The organism is Streptomyces sp. RLA012, assembly GCF_056270325.1.
Window position 1 is genome coordinate 3,295,598 of record NZ_JBWDPA010000002.1, and the last position, 20,993, is coordinate 3,316,590.

Annotated in this window: 17 protein-coding genes and 1 pseudogene; 6 read left to right on the forward strand and 12 right to left on the reverse strand. The window is 70.7% G+C overall.

The window, feature by feature from the left end; all coding sequences use genetic code 11:
• The first annotated feature begins 360 nt into the window (after positions 1–360).
• Positions 361–894: a phosphatase PAP2 family protein gene (locus tag RV986_RS14900; RefSeq protein ID WP_475917870.1), complete on the forward strand. Its 534-nt coding sequence runs from the start codon at positions 361–363 to the stop codon at positions 892–894.
• Here RV986_RS14900 and RV986_RS14905 read toward each other — a convergent pair.
• From RV986_RS14905 to RV986_RS14940, 8 genes are all read right to left on the reverse strand, one after another.
• Entirely contained in the window at positions 882–2,639 is a 1,758-nt protein-coding gene (locus RV986_RS14905; protein WP_475917871.1) for a chitinase, read from the reverse strand. The two genes, RV986_RS14900 and RV986_RS14905, sit on opposite strands and share 13 nt — an antisense overlap.
• A 179-nt stretch (positions 2,640–2,818) precedes the next feature.
• Positions 2,819–3,271 (reverse strand): bifunctional DNA primase/polymerase, encoded by a 453-nt coding sequence (locus RV986_RS14910; protein ID WP_475917872.1) that lies wholly within the window; start codon positions 3,269–3,271, stop codon positions 2,819–2,821.
• A gap of 174 nt (positions 3,272–3,445) precedes the next feature.
• On the reverse strand, positions 3,446–4,864 hold the full coding sequence (locus tag RV986_RS14915) for an NAD(P)/FAD-dependent oxidoreductase (protein WP_475917873.1): 1,419 nt from the start codon (positions 4,862–4,864) through the stop codon (positions 3,446–3,448).
• Positions 4,865–4,897: 33 nt separating this feature from the next.
• Positions 4,898–5,698: an ABC transporter permease gene (locus RV986_RS14920; RefSeq protein ID WP_475917874.1), complete on the reverse strand. Its 801-nt coding sequence runs from the start codon at positions 5,696–5,698 to the stop codon at positions 4,898–4,900.
• The gene (locus tag RV986_RS14925) at positions 5,699–6,628 is read right to left on the reverse strand and encodes an ABC transporter permease (protein WP_475917875.1); all 930 of its coding nucleotides are present in this window, start codon (positions 6,626–6,628) and stop codon (positions 5,699–5,701) included.
• On the reverse strand, positions 6,628–7,779 hold the full coding sequence (locus tag RV986_RS14930) for an ABC transporter ATP-binding protein (protein WP_475917876.1): 1,152 nt from the start codon (positions 7,777–7,779) through the stop codon (positions 6,628–6,630). Before RV986_RS14930 ends, RV986_RS14925 begins: the two co-directional genes overlap by 1 nt.
• Before the next feature lie 169 nt (positions 7,780–7,948).
• Complete coding sequence (locus RV986_RS14935) at positions 7,949–9,196, reverse strand: polyamine ABC transporter substrate-binding protein (RefSeq protein ID WP_475917877.1); 1,248 nt, start codon at positions 9,194–9,196, stop codon at positions 7,949–7,951.
• Positions 9,197–9,294: 98 nt separating this feature from the next.
• Complete coding sequence (locus RV986_RS14940) at positions 9,295–10,818, reverse strand: gamma-aminobutyraldehyde dehydrogenase (RefSeq protein WP_475917878.1); 1,524 nt, start codon at positions 10,816–10,818, stop codon at positions 9,295–9,297.
• Between the two features lie 179 nt (positions 10,819–10,997).
• On the opposite strand from RV986_RS14940, the gene RV986_RS14945 reads away from it, so the two are divergent.
• Positions 10,998–11,621, forward strand: a complete 624-nt coding sequence (locus tag RV986_RS14945; RefSeq protein WP_475917879.1) for an NADAR family protein — start codon at positions 10,998–11,000, stop codon at positions 11,619–11,621.
• Here the strand turns inward: RV986_RS14945 and RV986_RS14950 are convergent.
• Positions 11,618–12,562, reverse strand: a complete 945-nt coding sequence (locus RV986_RS14950) for a DUF4190 domain-containing protein (RefSeq protein WP_475917880.1) — start codon at positions 12,560–12,562, stop codon at positions 11,618–11,620. The two genes, RV986_RS14945 and RV986_RS14950, sit on opposite strands and share 4 nt — an antisense overlap.
• 102 nt (positions 12,563–12,664) lie before the next feature.
• On the opposite strand from RV986_RS14950, the pseudogene RV986_RS14955 reads away from it, so the two are divergent.
• Both RV986_RS14955 and RV986_RS14960 read left to right on the forward strand, forming a co-directional pair.
• Positions 12,665–13,779: pseudogene (locus RV986_RS14955) on the forward strand (adenosine deaminase).
• A 20-nt stretch (positions 13,780–13,799) separates the two neighbouring features.
• Entirely contained in the window at positions 13,800–14,483 is a 684-nt protein-coding gene (locus RV986_RS14960) for a glycerophosphodiester phosphodiesterase (protein ID WP_475917881.1), read from the forward strand.
• A gap of 1 nt (position 14,484) precedes the next feature.
• On the opposite strand, the gene RV986_RS14965 is transcribed toward RV986_RS14960, so the two are convergent.
• From RV986_RS14965 to RV986_RS14975, 3 genes are all read right to left on the reverse strand, one after another.
• Complete coding sequence (locus tag RV986_RS14965; protein WP_475917882.1) at positions 14,485–15,531, reverse strand: cytochrome P450; 1,047 nt, start codon at positions 15,529–15,531, stop codon at positions 14,485–14,487.
• 119 nt (positions 15,532–15,650) lie between these two features.
• Complete coding sequence (locus RV986_RS14970; protein ID WP_405885789.1) at positions 15,651–15,731, reverse strand: tryptorubin family RiPP precursor; 81 nt, start codon at positions 15,729–15,731, stop codon at positions 15,651–15,653.
• 172 nt (positions 15,732–15,903) lie between these two features.
• Positions 15,904–17,658 carry a sigma-70 family RNA polymerase sigma factor gene (locus tag RV986_RS14975; protein ID WP_475917883.1) on the reverse strand — a complete coding sequence of 585 codons (1,755 nt, stop codon included), beginning with the start codon at positions 17,656–17,658 and terminating at the stop codon, positions 15,904–15,906.
• A gap of 262 nt (positions 17,659–17,920) precedes the next feature.
• On the opposite strand from RV986_RS14975, the gene RV986_RS14980 reads away from it, so the two are divergent.
• Together RV986_RS14980 and RV986_RS14985 are read left to right on the forward strand one after the other, a co-directional pair.
• Positions 17,921–19,105, forward strand: coding sequence for a serine hydrolase domain-containing protein (locus RV986_RS14980; RefSeq protein WP_475917884.1), 1,185 nt, complete (start codon positions 17,921–17,923; stop codon positions 19,103–19,105).
• A gap of 188 nt (positions 19,106–19,293) precedes the next feature.
• Positions 19,294–20,937 (forward strand): MFS transporter, encoded by a 1,644-nt coding sequence (locus RV986_RS14985; protein WP_475917885.1) that lies wholly within the window; start codon positions 19,294–19,296, stop codon positions 20,935–20,937.
• Positions 20,938–20,993: the final 56 nt, after the last annotated feature.

The following is a 20,993-nucleotide window of genomic DNA, read 5'->3' on the forward strand; positions in this document are numbered from 1 at the left end:
ACTGCCGTAGGTTCTACCCAGATGAGAGATACACCCCGCCCACAGGGGACTGTGGGCGACACCGGGTCGAGGCCTCCCCAGCTTCGCCCTGGTCGTGCCTTCGCGCACACACACGGAGCTTCCGGCTCCGGATCTCCTCACCGATCGGACAGTCGCTCGCCCCAAACCCCCCGGGGCGCGCGGCGATCCGATCTGGACGGCCGCCTCGGAACTACCCCCCCTGTTCCGGGGCGGCCGACCTTCCTCCCCCGCCTTGTCGGGTTCTTCGGCCTTCCGGCCCTTCTCTTCGCGCTGATCACCTGGCAGGTCACGGCCCACGGCCCCCTCGCCCGCGCGGACGAACGCCTCAGCGCCCGCCTCGTGCACCCCGGCCGCTTCCCCGAACTCCTCGCCGACCTGGGCAATGTCACGGTCGCGGTGCCGGTCCTGGCCGTCGTCCTCGGGTATGCGGCATGGCGGGCACGCACGGCCGGACGGGACCGCTGGTGGCTGCCGTCCCTCGCCGCGGCGGTGCTGATGGCGGTCGTACCGACATTGATCGTGCCTCTGAAAGAACTGGTCGCCCGGCCGGGCCCACCGGTCATGGGCCCGGGCACGGGCTTCTATCCCTCCGGCCACACCGCCACCGCCGCCATCGCCTACGGTGGCGCGACCCTGGTCCTGATGCCGTGGCTGCGGGGTACCGGAGCCCGCCGCGCTCTCCTCGCCGGCTGTCTCGCCCTGAACCTGGGCGTCGCCTTCGGTCTGATCCGGCGGGGCTACCACTGGCCGCTGGACGTGGCGGCCAGTTGGTGCCTCTGCGCGGTGCTGCTGCTCCCTCTGTGGCTCCTCCTCGGCCGACACGGCCGTCGGCCAAAAGCAGCCGTCTGCGGAAGCAGCAGTCAGCCGAAGTAGCCGTCGAAGGTCCGCCGGAACTCCCACCCCCCGTACCGGTCCCAGTTGATCGACCAGGTCATCAGGCCGCGCAGTCCCGGCCAGGTGCCGTGGGTGGCGTACGAGCCGCAGTCGGTCCTCCTGGTCAGGCACTCCAGGGTCCTGGTGACCTCGGACGGCGCCACGTAACCGTTGCCCGCGTTCGTGGACGCCGGCATGCCGATCGCCACCTGGTCGGGGCGCAGCGGCGGGAAGACCTTGTTCGCGTCGCCCGCGACCGGGAACCCGGTGAGCAGCATGTCGGTCATCGCGACGTGGAAGTCGGCGCCGCCCATGGAGTGATACTGGTTGTCGAGGCCCATGATCGGCCCGGAGTTGTAGTCCTGGACGTGCAGGAGGGTCAGGTCGTCGCGCAGGGCGTGGATGACGGGGAGGTAGGCGCCGGCCCGCGGGTCTTGGCCGCCCCACTTGCCGGTGCCGTAGTACTGGTAGCCAAGCTGGACGAAGAAGGTCTCCGGGGCCATCGTCAGGACGAACTTGGAGCCGTACTTGGCCTTCAGAGTCTTCAGGGCCGAGATCAGGTTCACGATCACCGGCGTGGTCGGACTCTTGAAGTTGGTGTCGCTCGCGTCCAGGGAGAGGGAGTGGCCCTCGAAGTCGATGTCCAGGCCGTCCAGGCCATAGGTGTCGATGATCTTCGAGACCGAGGAGACGAAGGTGTCGCGGGCGGCCGTGGTCGTCAGCTGCACCTGGCCGTTCTGGCCGCCGATCGAGATCAGCACCTTCTTGCCCGCCGCCTGCTTGGCCTTGATCGCCGCCTTGAAGTCGGCGTCGCTCTCGACCGTCGGGCACTCGGTGACCGGGCAGCGGGTGAAGCGGATGTCGCCGGAGGTGGTGGAGGTCGGTTCGCCGAAGGCCAGATCGATGAAGTCCCAGCTGTCGGGAACGTCGGCCATCCGGGTGTAGCCGGAGCCGTTGGCGAAGCTCGCGTGGAGGTAGCCGACGAGGGTGTGCCCGGTGGAGCCGCCGGAGCCCGCGGACGTCGTCGCCGTCACCGTCGCCGACCTCGCCGACTCCCCCGCGTCGTTCACCGCCGCGACCTGGAAGGCGTACGCCGTCGAGGGCGAGAGCCCGCTCACGGTGTCCGACGTGCCGGTCGTCGTCCGGACCTTCGCGCCGTCGCGGTAGACGGCGTAGCCCGTCGCGCCCGTCACCGGTGACCAGGACAGCGCGACGGAGGAGGAGGTGACCGCGCCGACCGCCAGGCCGGTGGGCACCGCCGGGGGGCGGCCCGGATCCACGCCGGGGCCTACGAGGGAGAGGTCGTCGGCATAGTACGCACCGGTGCCGTACCAGCCGTGCGTGTAGAGGGTGACCTTGGTGGTGGAAGGGCCGGTGCGGAAGGTGGTGGTGAGCTGCTGCCAGTCGGGGGCGGACTGGGTCCAGGTGGAGACGTCGGTGGTGCCGGTGCCGCTCGCGCCGAGGTAGACGTAACTGCCGCGGACGTATCCGGCGAGGGTGTACGGGGAGTCGGGTTTCACGGTCACGGTCTGGGAGCACTGCGCGTGGTCGCTGCCGGCCGGGGTCGCCCGCAACGCCGAACTGCCGCTCCGCACGGGTGAGTCGACGACGGCGCCCGCCGTACAGGTCCAGCCGTCGAGGCCCGCCTCGAAGCCGCCGTTCCTGACCAGGTCCGCGTCGGCCGCACGGGCGGCCGACGAGAGCGCGGTGAGGCCGGACACCGCCAGGGCGATGGCCGTGCACACGGCCGGCAGCCTTCGACGACTCCGTACGAGGCGAGGTACGAGGCGACGTACGAACGGTCTGGTGCGTTCGGTGCGATCCACAACTGCCTCCGGGTATGGGGGAATTCAGGAGGGTGGAGCGCGCCCAACTTGGTCCAGACCAATTCGGTTGTCAAGACCCCCGGCACCTCACACGGCCGTCACCTCTCCTCCCCGGTCGCCAGGCCCGCCACCGCCTCGTGCATGGCCAGTTCCAGCAGCGCCGGATCGGTGAGCGTGCCGGAGCCGTCCGGCGGGACCAGCCAGCGGACCCCGCCGGTCGTCCGCCCCGGATACGGCACCACGATCCAGGTACCCCGACCCACCGTGCGCACCCCCGTGCCGAGCCACCGGGCCGCCGTACCCGGCGGCACGAAGAACCCCATCCGGGCGTCGCCGAAGTCGACTAGCACCGGACCGAGTTGGTCTATCACCCGGGTCAGCACGTCGAGCGTGGGGTAGCCGAGTTCGCCCGGCAGGATCAGTACGTCCCAGAGCCTGCCGGCCGGCAGCAGCGCGACCCCCCTCGGATTGCGCTCCCATTCCCGGCGGCAGGCCTCGGGATCCGGCGCCACGGATGCCAGCCACTCGACCGCCGTCTTGGCCCCTGTCATGGCGGAACCTCCCTTTCTCCTCGTGTCGACGCTGGTCGCGTCAGAGAGGAGAGGGAGGTTTGGCCCAGGCATTACGCGACTTCCGCTCCTTGTTGGTAGTGAGCCGGGTCACAGGGACGAGCTGGGCGTACGCCTGTGGATCACCCAGTGCGGCGCACGCCCCGGCACAGCGGCTCAGCTGTCGAAGCCCAGCCCCAGCCTGTCCATCGTCCGCAGCCACAGATTGCGCCGCCCGCCGTGCGCGTCCGCGCGCGCCAGCGACCACTTGGTCAGCGCGATGCCCGTCCAGGCGAAGGGCTCGGGCGGGAACGGCAGCGGCTTCTTGCGGACCATCTCCAGCTCCGTGCGCTCGGTGCGCTCCCCCGCCAGCAGATCGAGCATCACCTCCGCGCCGAACCGGGTCGCGCCCACCCCCAGGCCCGTATAGCCGGCCACGTAGGCGACCTTGCCGTGGTGCGCCGTGCCGAAGAAGGCCGAGAAGCGCGAACAGGTGTCGATCGCACCGCCCCACGCGTGGCTGAAGCGGACGCCCTCCAGCTGCGGGAAGCAGGTGAAGAAGTGCCCTGCCAGCTTCGCGTACGTCTCCGGCCGGTCGTCGTACTCGGCGCGCACCCGGCCGCCGTACGGGTAGATCGCGTCGTAACCGCCCCACAGGACACGGTTGTCGGCGGAGAGCCGGAAGTAGTGGAACTGGTTCGCCGAGTCCCCGAGGCCCTGGCGGTTCTTCCAGCCGACGGACGCCAGCTGGTCGGCGGTCAGGGGTTCGGTCATCAGCGCGTAGTCGTAGACCGGCACGGTGTACGCGCGCACCCGCTTGACCAGGTTCGGGAAGATGTTGGTGGCGAGGGCCACCCTGCGGGCGCGGACCGATCCGTACGGGGTGCGTACGGCCATGCCGGCGCCGTACGCCTTCAGGGCGAGCGCGGGGGTGTGCTCGTACACCCGCACCCCGAGCCGCAGACAGGCGCGCTTGAGGCCCCAGACGAGTTTGGCGGGGTGGAGCATGGCGACACCGCGGCGGTCGTGCAGACCGGCCAGGAAGGTCGGCGAGTCGACCTGTTCGCGGACCGCGTCGGCGTCCAGGAACTCGATGCCGTCGGCGAGGCCCCGGTCGCGCAACTCCTGGTGCCACGCGCGCAGCTCGGCCGCCTGGTGCGGCTCGGTGGCGACGTCGATCTCACCGCTGCGCTCGAAGTCGCAGTCGAGGGAGTAGCGGGCGACGGCCGCCTCGATCTCGTCGAGGTTGCGGGCGCCCAGCTCCTCCAGCTTCCCGATCTCGTCGGGCCAGCGGGTCAGCCCGTTGGCCAGCCCGTGGGTCAGGGACGCGGCGCAGAAGCCGCCGTTGCGGCCCGAGGCGGCCCAGCCCACCTCGCGGCCCTCCAGGAGCACCACCTCCCGCCGTGGGTCGCGCTCCTTGGCGATCAACGCGGTCCACAGTCCGCTGTAGCCGCCGCCGACGACGAGCAGGTCGCAGGTCTCGGCGCCGGTGAGGGCGGGCTCGGGGCGGGGTTTGCCGGGGTCGTCCAGCCAGTACGGAACCGGCTGGGCTTCGGAAAGGGACGCGGTCCAACGGGTCATGGCACTCGGGGCCATGATTTCAACTCCCTACAGGGGTTTTTCCGGGGCTTACGCCTTTTGCCTGTTGCGGCGATTACCGATGACCATTCCGGCCAGCACGAACAGTACGGCGACGAGGAACATGGCCGTACCGATGACATTGATCTGAACGGGTGTTCCGCGCTGTGCCGAGCCCCACACGAACATGGGGAAGGTGACCGTCGAGCCCGCGTTGAAATTGGTGATGATGAAGTCGTCGAAGGAGAGCGCGAAGGCGAGCAGCGCACCCGCCGCGATACCGGGGGCCGCGATGGGCAGGGTGACCCGGAGGAACGTCTGCACCGGGCCGGCGTAGAGGTCCTGTGCCGCCTGTTCCAGGCGCGGGTCCATCGACATCACCCGCGCCTTGACGGCCGTCACGACAAAGCTGAGGCAGAACATGATGTGGGCGATCAGGATCGTCCAGAAACCCAACTGAGCACCCAGATTGAGGAAGAGGGTGAGCAGCGAGGCGGCCATCACGACCTCGGGCATCGCCATCGGCAGGAAGATCAGCGAGTTCACCGCGCCGCGCGCCCGGAAGCGGTAGCGGACCAGCGCGAAGGCGATCATCGTGCCGAGGACCGTGGCCCCGATGGTCGCCCAGACGGCGATCTGGAGGCTGATCGAGAGCGAGCCGCACATGTCGGCGACCCCGCACGGATCGCGCCAGGCGTCCGTGGAGAAGTGCTGCCACTCGTAATTGAAGCGCCCCTTCGGTTTGTTGAAGGAGAACACCGTGACAACGACGTTGGGCAGCAGCAGATATCCGAGCGTCAGCAGTCCCCCGATGACGACGAGATTCTTCTTGAACCAGCGTACGAAGGCCATTTAGACCAGATCCTCCGTCCCGGACTTGCGGATGTAGAGGGTGACCATGATGAGGATCGCGGCCATGAGGATGAACGAGAGGGCGGCGGCCGTCGGATAGTCGAGGATCCGCAGGAACTGCGTCTGGATGACGTTGCCGACCATCCGGGTGTCGGTGGAGCCGAGCAGGTCGGCGTTGACGTAGTCACCGCTGGCCGGAATGAAGGTCAGCAGGGTGCCCGAGACGACACCGGGCATCGACAGCGGAAAGGTGACCTTCCGGAAGGTCGTGAACGGCCTCGCGTACAGGTCGCCCGCCGCCTCGTGCAGCCGCCCGTCGATGCGCTCCAGCGAGGTGTAGAGCGGCAGGATCATGAACGGGAGGAAGTTGTACGTGAGGCCGCACACCACCGCGAGTGGTGTGGCCAGGACACGGTCGCCGGACGTGAAGCCGAGCCAGTCGGTGACGTCCAGGACGTGCAGGGTGTTGAGCGCGCCGACCACCGGGCCGCCGTCCGCGAGGATCGTCTTCCAGGCGAGCGTGCGGATCAGGAAGCTGGTGAAGAACGGCGCGATGACCAGGATCAGCACCACATTGCGCCAGCGGCCCGCGCGGAAGGCGATCAGATACGCCAGCGGGTAGCCGAGCACCAGACACAGGATCGTCGCCGCGCCCGCGTACAGCACCGAGCGCAGGAACTGGGGCCAGTAGTCGGCCAGCGCGTTCCAGTACGTCTGGAAGTGCCAGGTGACCTTGAAACCCTCCTCCAGGGAGCCCGTCTGCACGGACGTGGAGGCCTGGTAGATCATCGGCAGCGCGAAGAAGACCAGCAGCCAGAGGATGCCGGGCAGGAGCAGCCAGTACGGGACGAGCCGGCCGCGCTTGCGGGGCGGCTTCTTGTCCGGGGCGGCGGGCGCGAGAGACGGCGGCGCCTCGGTGAGCGACGACATCAGGCGGCCTCTTCCTCAACCGTCTCGACGCCCGCATCGATATCCTGCGCCGCGTCGAGGCCGAAGGTGTGCGCCGGGCTCCAGTGCAGGACGACCTCGGCCCCGGGGACGAGCCGGGCGTCGCGGTCGATGTTCTGGGCGTAGACCTCGAACTCGGGGCAGACGGCGCTGTCGATGACGTACTGCGTGGAGACGCCGATGAAGCTGGAGTCGGCGATCCTGCCGGTGATCCGGTTGCGGCCGACCGGGATCTCACCCACGTCGTCGGCGTGCGTGAGCGAGACCTTCTCGGGGCGGACACCGACCAGGACCTTGCCGCCGGTCGTCGTGGGCGCCGCACAGCGGGCCTGCGGCAGGAGCAGCTTGCCGCCGCCCGCCTTCAGCACGATCTCGTCGCCGTTCTTGGTGTCGACCTCGGCCTCGATCAGGTTCGAGGTGCCGAGGAAGTTGGCGACGAACGTGGTCTGCGGGTTCTCGTAGAGGTCGGCGGGGGCGCCGAGCTGCTCGACGCGGCCCGCGTTCATCACGGCGACCGTGTCGGCCATCGTCATGGCCTCCTCCTGGTCGTGCGTGACGTGCACGAAGGTGATGCCGACCTCGGTCTGGATGCGCTTGAGCTCCAACTGCATCTGGCGGCGCAGCTTGAGGTCGAGGGCGCCGAGCGGCTCGTCGAGGAGCAGCACCTTGGGGTGGTTGATCAGGGCGCGGGCCACCGCGACGCGCTGCTGCTGGCCGCCGGAGAGCTGGTGCGGCTTCTTGCGGGCCTGCTCGCCGAGCTGGACGAGCTCCAGCATGTCCTCGACCTGCTTCTTCACCGACTTGATGCCGCGTCGGCGCAGGCCGAAGGCGACGTTCTCGAATATGTCGAGGTGCGGGAAGAGGGCGTAGGACTGGAAGACGGTGTTCACCGGCCGCTTGTAGGGCGGCAGGTGCGTCACCTCCTGCTCGCCGAGGAAGACGGTGCCGGAGGAAGGTTCCTCCAGACCCGCGATCATCCGCAGGGTGGTGGTCTTTCCGCAGCCCGACGCCCCGAGGAGGGCGAAGAACGATCCCTGGGGAACGGTCAGATCGAGCGGGTGGACGGCCGCGAAGGAGCCGTACGTCTTGCTGATCCCGGAGAGGCGGACGTCGCCGCCGTTGTCTGTCGTCATGGTGGGTCCCTGGGGGTCGGGGTCGTAGGGGTGTCCGGGGCGGACTGCGGTCGCTGCGCCGGTCGGGGGCCGGTCGGGGGCCGCGCGGCGGAGCCGACACGGGTCTCCTGGGCGCCGGGCAACCACCCGGACGGCCCGGACCACCGCGACCGCTCGGCCGCCGGAGGCATCACGCCCCGGTGAGCTTGGCGAACTTCTCTTCGTAGGCCGTCTCTTCCGTCTGCGTCAGTGAGCGGAAGGCGTGGGACTTCGCGGCCATGGCCTTGTCGGGGATGATCAGCGGGTTGTCCGCCGCCGACTGGTCGATCTTGGCAAGCTCGTCCTTGACCCCGTCGACGGGACAGACGTAGTTGATGTACGCGGCGAGCTGCGCGGCCGGCTTCGGCTCGTAGTAATAGTCCATGAGCCGTTCGGCGTTCGTCTTGTGACGGGCCTTGTTGGGGATCAGCATGTTGTCCGTCGAGGTCAGATAGCCGCTCTCCGGGATGATGAAGTCCACGTCCGGGCTGTCCGCCTTGAGCTGGACGACGTCGCCCGCCCAGGCCACACAGGCCGCGAGGTCGCCCTTGGTGAGGTCGGACGTGTAGTCGTTGCCGGTGAAGCGGCGTATCTGGCCCTTGTCGACGGCCTTCTGCAGACGGGCGATCGCCGCGTCGAAGTCGTCGTCGGTGAACTTCGCCGGGTCCTTGCCCATGTCGAGCAGCGTCATGCCCATGCTGTCGCGCATCTCCGAGAGGAAGCCGACGCGCCCCTTGAGCTTGGGGTTGTCGAGCATGTCGGAGATCGACTTCACCTCGATGCCGCCCAGCGCCTTCTTGTTGAAGGCGATGACCGTCGAGATGCCCTGCCAGGGGTAGGAGTAGGCGCGGCCCGGGTCCCAGTCGGGGCTGCGGAACTGCCCGGAGAGGTTCGCGTACGCGTGCGGGAGGTTGGACGCGTTCAGCTTCTGCACCCAGCCGAAGCGGATCAGCCGGGCGGCCAGCCAGTCGGTGACGACGATCAGGTCGCGCCCGGTGTCCTGGCCCGCGGCGAGCTGCGGCTTGATCTTGCCGAAGAACTCGACGTTGTCGTTGATGTCCTCGGTGTACTTGACCGAGATACCGGTGCGCTTGGTGAACGCGTCGAGCGTCGGGTGGTGCTTCTCGCTGTCGTCGACGTCCATGTACTCGGTCCAGTTGGAGAAGTTGATCGTCTTCTCCTTGGCCGAGTGGTCCTCGGCGGACACACCGCCCTGGGTCTTGCCGGCCGCGGGGATCCCACAGCCGCTCAGCGCGCCGAGCCCGCCGACGGCGAGTGCGCCGCCCGCGGAGGCGCGCAGCAGCGAGCGGCGGCTGAGCGCGGCCCTGCCGTTCCTGAAGCTGCGCCGCACGGCGGCCACTTGGGCCGGGGACAGGCGGTCGGGCTCGTACTGCTCCATGCTCGTGGTGCCCTTTCGGAAGGATCGCGGCCGTGGTCGCGGCCTGGTCTGCCACTCGGCGAAGCCGGAAGTCGACGCGCGGCCGACTCAGGTCCCGGCTAGGGCCGGTCCCCGAAGATCGTGCGGTGCCAGTCCTTCCTGACCGCCGCAGTGTTGTCGAACATGACGTGCTTGATCTGGGTGTATTCCTCGAACGAGTACGCCGACATGTCCTTGCCGAAGCCGGATGCCCGGTAGCCGCCGTGCGGCATCTCGCTGATGATCGGAATGTGGTCGTTGACCCATACGCAGCCCGCCTTGATCTCGCGGGTGGCACGGTTGGCCCTGTACACGTCCCGGCTCCAGGCGGAGGCGGCGAGACCGTAGGGAGTGTCGTTGGCGAGCCGGATCCCTTCGTCGTCGCTGTCGAAGGGGAGCACCACCAGGACGGGGCCGAAGATCTCGGACTGCACGATCTCGCTGTCCTGGGGAGCGTCGGCGACGAGGGTGGGCCGGTAGTACGCGCCGTCCTTGAGCTCCTGGGGGATCTCCCCTCCTGTCACCACGCGCGCGTAGCCGCGGGCCCGGTCGACGAATCCGGCCACGCGGTCGCGCTGGGCGTGCGAGATCAGCGGGCCGAGGTCGGTGCCGGGCGCGAAGGGGTCGCCGAGGCGGACGCTCGCCATCAGGGCGGCCGTCCTTTCGACGAACTCTTCGTAGAGGGGCCTTTGCACATACGCGCGCGTGGCGGCCGTGCAGTCCTGCCCGGTGTTGATGAGCGCGCCCGCGACCGCGCCGTTCACGGCGGCGTCCAGGTCCGCGTCGTCGAAGACCACGAAGGGGGCCTTGCCGCCCAGCTCCAGGTGGAGCCGCTTGACGGTCGAGGTGGCGATCTCGGCGACGCGCTTGCCGACGGCGGTGGACCCGGTGAAGGAGGTCATCGCCACGTCGGGGTGGCCGACGAGGTGCTCACCGGCGTCCCTGCCCGCCCCCGTCACGATGTTGATCACCCCGTCCGGGATGCCCGCCCGGGTGGCGGCCTCGGCGAACAGGAGCGAGGTCAGCGGGGTCAGCTCGGCGGGCTTCAGCACGATGGTGTTGCCCGCGGCGATCGCCGGGAGGATCTTCCAGGCGGCCATCTGGAGGGGGTAGTTCCAGGGCGCGATGGAGCCGACGACGCCGATGGGTTCACGGCGTACGTACGAGGTGTGGTCGCCGGAGTACTCGCCCGCCGACTGGCCCTGCAGATGCCGGGCCGCGCCCGCGAAGAACGCGGTGTTGTCGATGGTGCCCGGCACGTCGAACTCGCGCGTCAGCTTGAGGGGCTTTCCGCACTGGAGCGACTCCGCCCGGGCGAACTCCTCGGCCTGGTCGGCGAGCACGGCGGCGAAGCGGTGCAGGGCGTCGGAGCGCTCGGCGGGGGTGGCGCCCGCCCAGCCGGGGAACGCCTCGCGGGCGGCGGCGACGGCCGTGTCCACGTCCGCGGTGCTCGCCAGCTCGTAGGTGTAGACCTCCTCGCCGGTGGCGGGGTCGACCACCGCGTACGGACGGCCCGAGGTGCCCTTGGTCAGCCGCCCCGCGATGAACTGCGCGCCGTCCGCGAAGCGGTCCTGCGCCTGGAAGCGATGGCCCGGATTGTGCATGCGCTCTCCTCCGCCACCCCCCCCCCGTTGCCGCGGGGGTCGGCGTAGCTCCGGCTCGATTTGAGTGCCGATCCTGACAGAGCAAAGGGACTCCAACAAGTGATTCCGTTGTTGCCTTTTGGTTACGCGACGGAATCTGTCGACCAGGTGTCGAGTCCCCGTGGAAAAGGCGGGACGGAATGTCAGTGGTGCGTGCCACAGTGGCGTGCATGGGGAAGATCGATTCTTGGGAAGCGCTGGTCAGCGCGGTCCGCTCGGGGGCGAGGGTCAAGTACCTGCACTTCTGGGGGCACCGCCCGCGACCGGACGGTCGGGTGAGCGCGAGCTGTCTGAGCCAGTGGTGGCCGTCACCGTTCGTGGTGGACGGTGTCACTTACGCGACCGCCGAGCACTGGATGATGGCGGGCAAGGCGCGGCTCTTCGGGGACGCGGAGGCGCAGGAGCGCGCGATCGAGGCACGGAGCCCCGCGATCGCCAAGAAGGCGGGGCGGCTCGTGCGTGGCTTCGACGAGACGATATGGGAGCGGGAGCGCTTCGGGATCGTCGTCGAGGGCAGCGTCCACAAGTTCACCGCGCACCCCGAGCTGCGGGCGTTCCTGCTGGGCACGGGCAAGCGAAGCGAGATGGAGGTCCCCCCGGCCGAAGGCTGGGGGAGGGTGCTGGTCGAGGCGAGCCCCATGGACCGGGTGTGGGGCATCGGGCTCGCGGCGGACGACGAGCGGGCGGCGGATCCCGAGCGGTGGCGGGGGCCGAATCTGCTGGGGTTCGCGTTGATGGAGGCGCGGGAGCGGTTGGCGGCCTAGGTGTTGAGGTGCGGCACGACGAGTGAGGTGGAGTAGCCGTCGTCCCCGTCGAACGGGTCGCTGTCGCCGCTGTCGTCCGGGAGGACGAAGAAGACCACGATCATCGCGATGCCCAGGGCGATCCCGACCGCTCCGCAGATGATTCCGGCCAGCGCCTGCCCCGGGTTCGTCGCCTCGCCCCGGCGTGCCTTGCCGCGCCCCAGCAGGCCGAAGGTCACCGCGAGGATGCCCAGGATGATGGCCAGCGGCCACAGACAGAAGAGGACGGCCGAGATGATGCCGAGCACGAGCCCGGCGGTGCCCATGCCGTTGCTCGGCACGGGAGGCATCGCGGGCCAGCCGTAGCCCGGCGCGCCCGGGTAGCCGGTCCCCGGCGCGGGGTGGGCCGGGTAGCCGTATCCGTATCCGTATCCGTACGGGATCTGGCCGGGGCCTTCGGGGGCGATGGGCGGCGGGGGAACCGGTTCTCCGGGGGCGGGCTGGGGGTGGGACGCCGAGGCCGCCGCGGGGGCTGCGAAGGGGTTGTCCCAGGACTGGGGCCGGGGCTGGGGCTGCGGGGTGGAGTCGGGCTGCGGGTACGCGTGCGGGGGCGGCTGGTTCGGGGTGCCCGGGGCGGGGACCGCGACGACCGTCGGCTGATCGTGCACCGAGGGGGGTGTGGGAAGCGTGGGAGTCGGCGAGGTGCCGCTCGGGCCGGCCTGGGCCCGTGCCTCGGGCGGGGCCCAAGGGTTCGGCTCGGGCCGCGGTTCGGCGGATGCCTTGTCGAGGGGAGTCCCGGGCGGGGAGCCCGGCGCCGGGCTCCCCCCGGGTATCGCGTCCTCGGGCCCGGCGGCCGACGGCACATCGATCTGCGTCGGCGGCGCAGCCGTGTGGTCCGGGGATGCCCACGGGGTCGCGGCGGCGTCCTGCGGCGCCTGTGGCACCTGTGGGTCGTCGGACATGCGTCGGGTCCCCTCTGTCGTACGTTCCGTCATGCTAAGGCCTGGGGCTTCACCTAGCGGGCCGCCGCCTACGATGATCCCCAAGTCACCGATCAGCCGATCATCCGCGTCCCTCCCGACCACGGTCCTGGGGCGCCGTTCCCGGGGAGGAACCCTTGACCGACCAGCTCAGCACCCGCGACGACGCCCGCGATCCGCACGCCTTCATCGCCGGACTGCCCAAGGCCGAACTGCATGTGCACCACGTCGGATCCGCCTCCCCCCGCATTGTCTCCGCCCTCGCCGCCCGCCACCCCGACTCCACGGTGCCGACGGACCCCGAGGCCCTCGCGGACTACTTCACGTTCACGGACTTCGCCCACTTCATCCAGGTGTACCTGTCCGTCGTCGACCTCATCCGCACCCCCGAGGACGTCCGGCTGCTGACCTACGAGGTCGCCCGGGACATGGCACGGCAGCAGGTCCGTTACGCCGAGCTGACCATCACCCCGTGGTCCTCCACCCGCCGCGGTATCGACGAACGTGCCTTCATGGACGCGATCGAGGACGCCCGCAAGGCGGCGGAGGCCGAGCTGGGGGTCGTCCTGCGCTGGTGCTTCGACATTCCCGGAGAGGCGGGCCTGGAGGCCGGCGAGGAGACCGTACGGCTCGCGACCGACGACCGGCTGCGGCCGGAGGGGCTGGTCTCCTTCGGGCTCGGCGGGCCCGAAATCGGCGTACCGCGGCCGCAGTTCAAGCCGTACTTCGACCGGGCGATCGCGGCCGGACTGCACTCGGTGCCGCACGCCGGTGAGACGACCGGGCCGGGAACCGTCTGGGACGCGCTCAACGACCTGCGCGCCGAGCGCATCGGGCACGGCACGAGCTCCGCACAGGACCCGAAGCTGCTCGCCCACCTCGCCGAGCACCGCATCGCGCTGGAGGTCTGCCCGACCTCCAACATCGCCACCCGCGCGGTCCGCACCCTCGACGAGCACCCCATAAAGGAGTTCACCCGGGCCGGGGTCCTCGTCACCATCAACTCCGACGACCCGCCGATGTTCGGCACCGACCTCAACAACGAGTACGCGGTCGCCGCCCGCCTCCTCGATCTCGACGAACTCGCTCTCGCCGCGCTCGCCAAGAACGCGGTCGAGGCCTCCTTCCTGGACCCGGCCGGAAAGGCGAGGCTCGCCGAGGAGATCGACACCTACGCCTCGGCCTGGCTCGTGCCCTGACCGACCAGCACAATGGGCCCATGCGTACCGTGACTGCCGTGGCCCACCGCGGCGACCCCTACCGCGCCCGCGAGAACACCCTCGGCTCGCTGCGTTCCGCGCTCCAACAGGGCGCGGACGCGGTCGAGATCGACGTACGGCTGACGCGTGACAACGTGCCCGTGCTCCTGCACGACGACACGCTGAAGCGGCTGTGGGAGCTGGAACGGCCGCTGCGGTCGCTCTCCTCGGACGAGCTGCGCGGGCTCACCGACGGCGGGGTGCCGACGCTCGTGGAGGCCCTCGAAGCGACCGGGGACAACCGGATCATGGTCGATCTGCCGGGTGAGCCCGACGCCGCGGCCGTACGCCGGATCGTCGACGTCATCCGCGAGTGCGGGGCCCAGGAGCGGGTGTACTACTGCGCGGACGCCCCGGCCATGCTGGCGGTGCGCGCCGCCGACCCGGCCGCGGAGATCGCGCTGACCTGGACGACCCTGGCACCGCCGCGGCCCGCCCTGCTCGAAGCCGTCCGGCCGCGCTGGCTCAACTACCGCTTCACCCTGGTCGACCGCGCCCTCACGGCCCACGTCCACCGCGGCGGCCGGCTGCTCTCCGTCTGGACGCCCGACACCCGCCGTTCCATGCGCCGGCTGCTGGACATGGGGGTGGATTCGATCACGACGAACCGCATCGACGCGCTGTGCGCGCTGCGCAAGCCCTGAGTCAGCGTGCCGCGGTGAGCCGTACGTCCTCCACCCCGAGCAGACCGAGCAGGGGCACCTTTCCGGTCCGTTGCCCGGGTTCCACCGTCAGGCCCGCCGCGCGGACGAGGTCGAGCAGCAGTTCGGCGAGCGGCATGACCATGTGCCGGCCCCAGCAGCGCTCGGAGGAGTGGCCGAAGGGCAGATAGCCGGGGGCCGTGTCGGGGTCGAGGTGGTCCCAGCGCTCCGGGCGGAAGGCGTCCGGGTCGTCCCACAGCGCCGGGTCGCGGTGCGAGAGCAGGGGCAGCAGCAGGACGTCGTCGCCCGCGCCGATGCGCTCGTCGACGGCCGGGTATTCGGGAGAGGCGTAGCGCAGCATGTTCCACGACGGCGGCAGCAGGCGCATCGACTCGAAGATGAGGTTGCGGTTCGGTGTGCTGTCGTCGAACGGCGTCCCGAGCCACATGGCGTTCGCGACGAGGGTGGAGACCGTGAAGCACACCGGGGCGGCCGCTCGCCGGTACATACCCATCGCGTAGCGCCGGTTGTGATAGCCGTCCGCCTCGGCCAGCAGGCGGGCGAGGCCGGTCGCCTCGCCGTCGGGGCCGATCCGCCACGGCAGCGCGGCACCCGCCGCTATCACCGTCCAGGTGAGCTTGGGGGTCAGTTCGAGGTTGCGGCTCATCAGCACGCGCAGCCGGTACGGGTCCTTGGCGAGGATGAGGTCCCGCAGGAAGAGATGCCCCTTCAGCGGCCAGGAGCCCGACAGGTCCACGTTGTTCGGCAGCGGCCGCTTCAGCGCCTCGCGTACGTCCGCGCCGACGGTCCGCATCACCGACGAGGCCTCGTTGCGCACGATCGAGCGTCCGTGCAGCGGCTTGAACGTGGGCCGCTCCGTCTCGGTGGCGCGCCGCGCGGCGAGGATCCGGTCGGTGACCTCCGGCCCGGCGACCCCGATCGTGTCGGGTTCGAGCCGGAAGACGTCCTTGCCCAGATGGTCGCGGAGCAGGGCGGCAAGTCGTGGGCTGAGCACGGTGGTTCGCGTACGCGGAAGGGAGGAGAGCGACATGGGGGTCTCCGAGGAAGCCGGGGGCCGTGTCGAGGGGCCCGGTGGCGGGGACTCGGCCGGGCGCGGACCCGGACCGGCGGTGCCGCCCCCGCCTGCCGACGGGAGCGGCGGGAGCCGGGTCAGTACCAGAGGTACCAGGCACTCGCCTTCAGGCTCTTCTGGGCGGAAACCTTGTTACGGATGGCGAACAGAAGCTTCATCACAACACTCCTTCTCCGACGTAACTGACCACACGAGACTCCCCCGTCGCGATTTCACCTCGGTCAACAGATGATCAACGTCCTGGTCGGAGGCCCGCCCGGACGACATGCCGACGTAACACCGGGCGGGTTTGAACGCGGGCGCAGGAGTCGGGAAACGCGGGCGCGGGAGTCAGGAAGTGACCTCCGAGACCCGGCTCACCGTCGCCGGGTCGGCGGGGGTCGAGCGGGTCAGGTACTGCGGCACCGGGGCGGTGTCCTTGCCGTTGTCGCGGACGAGTCCGTAGCGGACCGCGCCCTGGGCGGGACCGGTGCGGACGTCCTCGGTCGCCTTGTCCCAGGTCGAGGTCTGGACGAAGAGGTTGTAGTCGGCCTGGCCCTCGTTCTGGTGCAGGGTGACGGTGCCGTCGACCCAGAAGTACTCGTTCTGCCACATCTGTTGCGTGCCGGAGGGCAGGACGGCGTGGCCCACGGCAGGGCCGCCCATCCATGTCGTGCCGTCCGTCGACCCGGGCTGGACATCGTCCATGCGGTGGCCGCCGCCCGAGGCGACGTGGAAGAGCCTGCCGCGCAGCCCGGTCCAGGTCGGCATGGCCACGGCGCCGGGGCGTTGCCGGGGCAGGATCTGCCAGCGGACGCGGAAGTAGCCCCGGCCGGTGAGGGTGACCGTCTCGCCGCGGTGGGTCAGCCCGGTGGCGGGCGCGCCGGTCGCCGCGAGGCCCTTCTCGGCGCGACGGGGCAGCGCCGCCGGGAGCGCGGCCGGGGCAGGCGCGCTGTCGACGGCGTCGACGACGCTGCCGTACGGCTGGACGCGGGTCTTCGAAGGCGACGGCGAGGGCGAGGCCGACGGGGAGGCGGAGGAGGACAGGGAGGGTGAAGGGGTCCCGGAAGGCGACGGCTTTCCCGGCTGTCCCGACGGCGGGCGGGCGGTGCTCGCCGCCGTGGGTGCGGCAACCGCCGGGGGCGGGCCGTCCGGCGTCCGGGCGACGACATACACACCGCCCGCCGCGAGGGTCGCGCCGGCCGTGACGGCGACGGCGGGCTTGGTGAGTGCGCCGAGGACCTTGGCCGACCAGCCGGCGGATGTGGCGGCGGATGCGGCGGCGGCCGCCGTCTTCCCGCCGAGGGCGAGCGTCAGCGTGAAGCCGACCGGGAGCGGGACGAGGGCGATCCCGACGAGAAGGCGTTCGGCCGGTACGACGGCCCCGCGGGCGCCCGCGCAGGACGCGCAGCCCCGGATGTGCCGGGCGAGCCGCTTGCGCCAGACCGAGTCGGGCCGCCCGTCCCAGCGGGCGGTCACCAACCCCAGGTCGGGGCAGGGGGAGTTGCCCGCGCCGGGGTGGTGGACGTCGAGCGCCCGCACCATGTCCCGCGCGGTCTCCAGCCGCTCCTTCATGCGCTGCACCCGCACCGCCGCGTGCTGCCGGCTGATCCCGACCGCCGCCGCCAGCTCGCGCCGGGTGAGTTCGCCCGCCACTTCCAGCCACCACAGCGAGAGCAGTTGGCGGTCCTCGTCGTCGAGCCAGCGCACCGCCTCCGCGACCTCGCGCCGCTGCCCCTCCAACTGGAGCCGCAGCACGGTCAGTTCGGCGAAGTCGGCGGCCTGTTCGCGGGCGCCGTCGGTCAGCGGCTCGGAGGTGCGGCGGCGCGCCCGCTCGCGTATCTGCCGCATGGCGATGGCGACCAGCCAGGACCGGAAGCTGTCCGGGTCGCGCAGTGAGCCGAGGTTGTCGACGGCGCGCAGCATGGTCTCCTGCACGACGTCGTCGACGTCCGCGTGGCCGTTCAGGGCGCGGCCGACGATGTTGTAGACGAGGGGCAGCCAGCCCGCGACCAGTTCGTCGAGGGCACGCCGGTCACCGGCCTGCGCGGCCGCGATGATGGAGCGCCACTGCCGCCCGTCCACGTACGTCCCTTTCGGTGTCACGGTGCTCGCCGGGGTCCGACGCACAGGAGACGGAGGGTCGCCCTCCGCGATAACAGTTTTTTTCCTTCCGGGCCTCGGGTTTTTCCTTCCGGGCCTCGGGAAAGTTCACCGCTCCCTAGGGACGAACCCTGACAACACCCGTACGTGGTACGGCAGTTGATCGGGGTCGTCACCGGGGGCGGGACCCTCCTCGTTGAGGATCCGCGAGCGGGTGCGCGACCTCAGGATGATCTCACCGTCCCACCCACACCAGGAGCAGCCCATGCCTGATCGCATCCGAACCGTCACCGCCGTCACCGTCGCGCTCGTCCTCGGCCTGGCGGCCGGCCCGCTGGCCGCGCCCGCCGTCGCCGCCCCCGCCCCCGCCCCCGCCCCCGCCGTGCGGACCGCCACGACGGGACCGGACGCCGCCGCCCTGCGTGCCGCGCTCGCGGGGCTGCCCGACGCCGACGCGACGGCCGCGCTCGTACGGGTCGGGGGCACCGACGGCCGCTGGCTCGGGAGCGCCGGGGTGCACGATCTCGCGAGCGGCCGGGAGGCGGACCCGAACGCGCTGTTCCGGGCCGGTTCGACGACGAAGGTGGTCACGGCGGCGGTCGTGCTGCAGCTCGCGGCCGAGGGCGAAGTCGATCTGAACGCACCGGTCCAGCGCTATCTTCCCGGGCTGCTGTCGTCCGCCTTCAAGCCCGTCTCCGTACGCCAGTTGCTGAACCACACCAGCGGGATCCAGGCGGGCGACGGCTTCGGCGACTCCTTCGAGGACGCGTACGCGCACCGCTTCGACACGCTCACGCCCGAGCAGGTCGTGGCCTCGGCGGTGGCGAAGGGGCCGGAGTTCTGCCCCGGCAGACAGCAGCACTACCTGAACATCAACTACACGATCCTCGGCATGCTGATCGAGAAGGTCACAGGGCACTCGTACGCCGCCGAGGCCACGCGGCGTGTGCTGCGGCCCGCCGGGATGACGCGCACCTACTTCCCCGGTACGGATCCGCGCATCCGGGGTCCGCACAACCTCGGCTACCAGGCGGTGAAACGGGCGGACGGCACGACGGAGTTCGTCGACGTCAGCGACTGGAACCAGGCGGACCGCCGGGCGGCGGGCGACATGATCTCCACGACGGCGGACCTGGAGCGGCTGGTCACCCATCTGTTCCGTGGCGACCTCGTCCCGGCACCGCAGCTGAAGGAGATGTTCACGGTTCCGTCCGGGATCGACGGCGCCGACATGAGCGCCGGGCTCCAGCGGTTCGAGTACGGCGGGCAGGTCTACTGGCTCAAGTCGGGCTCGCGCTACGGCTACTCGGCGGTCGTCGCGGCCACCCGTGATCTCTCGCGCACTCTTGTGTACTCGGTCAACTCCACGGACGCGAAGGGCGAGGAGATGAACCCGGTCGCCCAGCGGATCGCGATGGCGGCGCTCAAGGGACAGGCGCTCAAGGGATAGAGGTGGGGGGCTCCCCTCACAGCACCCGACAGCAAGCACGGAAAGCGCGGAAATCCCGGGAATCCGAACTCCGAACGTCGGATTTCCGGGTTTTCCCCACCGTGGCTGGCCTCGGCCCGGGAAAGGGACCGAAGGTGATCGCCGTAGCCAGCGATCGCGGTGCCGTGCGCCGCAGGGGAGAGAGTTCCGTGAGCGTCACGACAACGGCGAACGAGCCGCGCGAGCGGCGGGCGGCCACGCTCGTCATGGCCTGCGTGGGCGTGTTCGTCGCCTATCTGCCGGTGACCACCGTCTCGGTGAGCCTGCCGGCCATCCAGCGGGCGCTGAACGCGTCCACCGCCCAACTGTCGTGGGTCTCGGACGCGTTCGTGCTGCCCATGGCCGCGCTGATCCTGACCGCCGGTGTGTTCGGCGATGTCCACGGCCGCAAGAAGGTCTTCCAGGCGGGGCTGCTCTTCAGCACCGTCGGAGCCGCGGTCGCGCTGTGCGCCCAGTCGATCGAGGTCCTCTGGATCGGCCAGGCCTTCGCCGGGCTGGGCGCCGCCGCGCTGCTGCCCACCACGCTGGCGCTGATCAGCCACGCCGTGCCCGACCACCGCGAACGCGGCAAGTTCGTCGCGCTGTGGGCGACCTCCCTGATGGCGGCGCTGGCCGTCGGCCCGGTCGTCGCCGGGCTGATCCTCGACCACTTCGCCTGGCGCTGGATCTACCTGCTGGCGATCCCCGCCTCGCTCGTCGCGATGGCCTTCGCGGCCCGCCTGGTGACCGACTCGCGCGCTCCCGGCTCACGGCGGCTGGACTGGCCCGGCCAGATCAGCGCGGCGGTGGCGATCACCGCGCTGGTGTACGGAGTCATCGAGGGCGGCGCCGGTTCCTTCACCGATGTGAAGGTGATGACGGCCCTGTTCGCGGCGGCGGTCGCGGCCGTCGCGTTCGTCCTGGTCGAGCGGCGCAGTGACAGCCCGATGCTGGATCTGACACTCTTCCGCAGCCCCGCCTTCACCGCCACCACCCTCGTCGCCATGATCAGCTTCCTGGGCCTGATCGGTGTCTTCTTCGCGCTCAGCCTCTACTTCGGCATGGTGCAGCAGCTGAGCACTCTGGAGGCGGCGGCCCGGATGTGCGTGATCACGCTGATGTGCATCCTGGCCGGGGCACCGGCCGGCCGGCTGATGCACAGGGTGTCGGCACGCGTCATGATCACCGGCGGGCTGCTGATCACCGCGGGGGCCCTGCTGTCGCTGACGTCCATCGACGTCGGCACCTCGTTCGGCTCGCTGGCCTGGCGGCTGGCGCTGCTGGGCCTCGGCCTGGGCTTCGTCATCACGCCCATGACGGCCGCGGCCGTCGCCTCCGTGCCGTTCCAGCAGGCCGGAATGGCGGCCGCCGGCAACAGCGCCTTCCGTCAGGTGGGCGGCGCGCTCGGCCCGGCCGTCCTCGGTGCCGTGCTGACCACCAAGGCCGTGCACACCCTGCCGGGCCACCTGGGCGACGTCGGTCTGCCGGCGGCGACGATACGGAGCGTCACCTCCGCGGTGGACGCGCACGGCCTGGGCGCGGTCGCGAGCATGAACCTGGGCGCCGACCAGGGACGTGCCCTGGGCGCCCTGTCCGAGGCCTTCCTCGACGGGCTCCACCTCTGCCTGGTCATCGCCGCGGTCCTGACCCTGATCGCCGCGCTGGTCGGCGCCGTCCTGCTGCGCAGCCCCCGGCGGGCGGCCACGACGACACCGGTCGCCACTGGTGCGCCGGTCACCGCGGGCGCCGGCACCGCTCGGACGGCACTTCAGGAGACCGGGGCGGCGGAGCCCCGGCTGGGGCAGCACGGCTGACCTCAGCACCAGGGGCGCCCTTCGTGGGGACGGATCGGGCGCCCGTACGAGGCCCG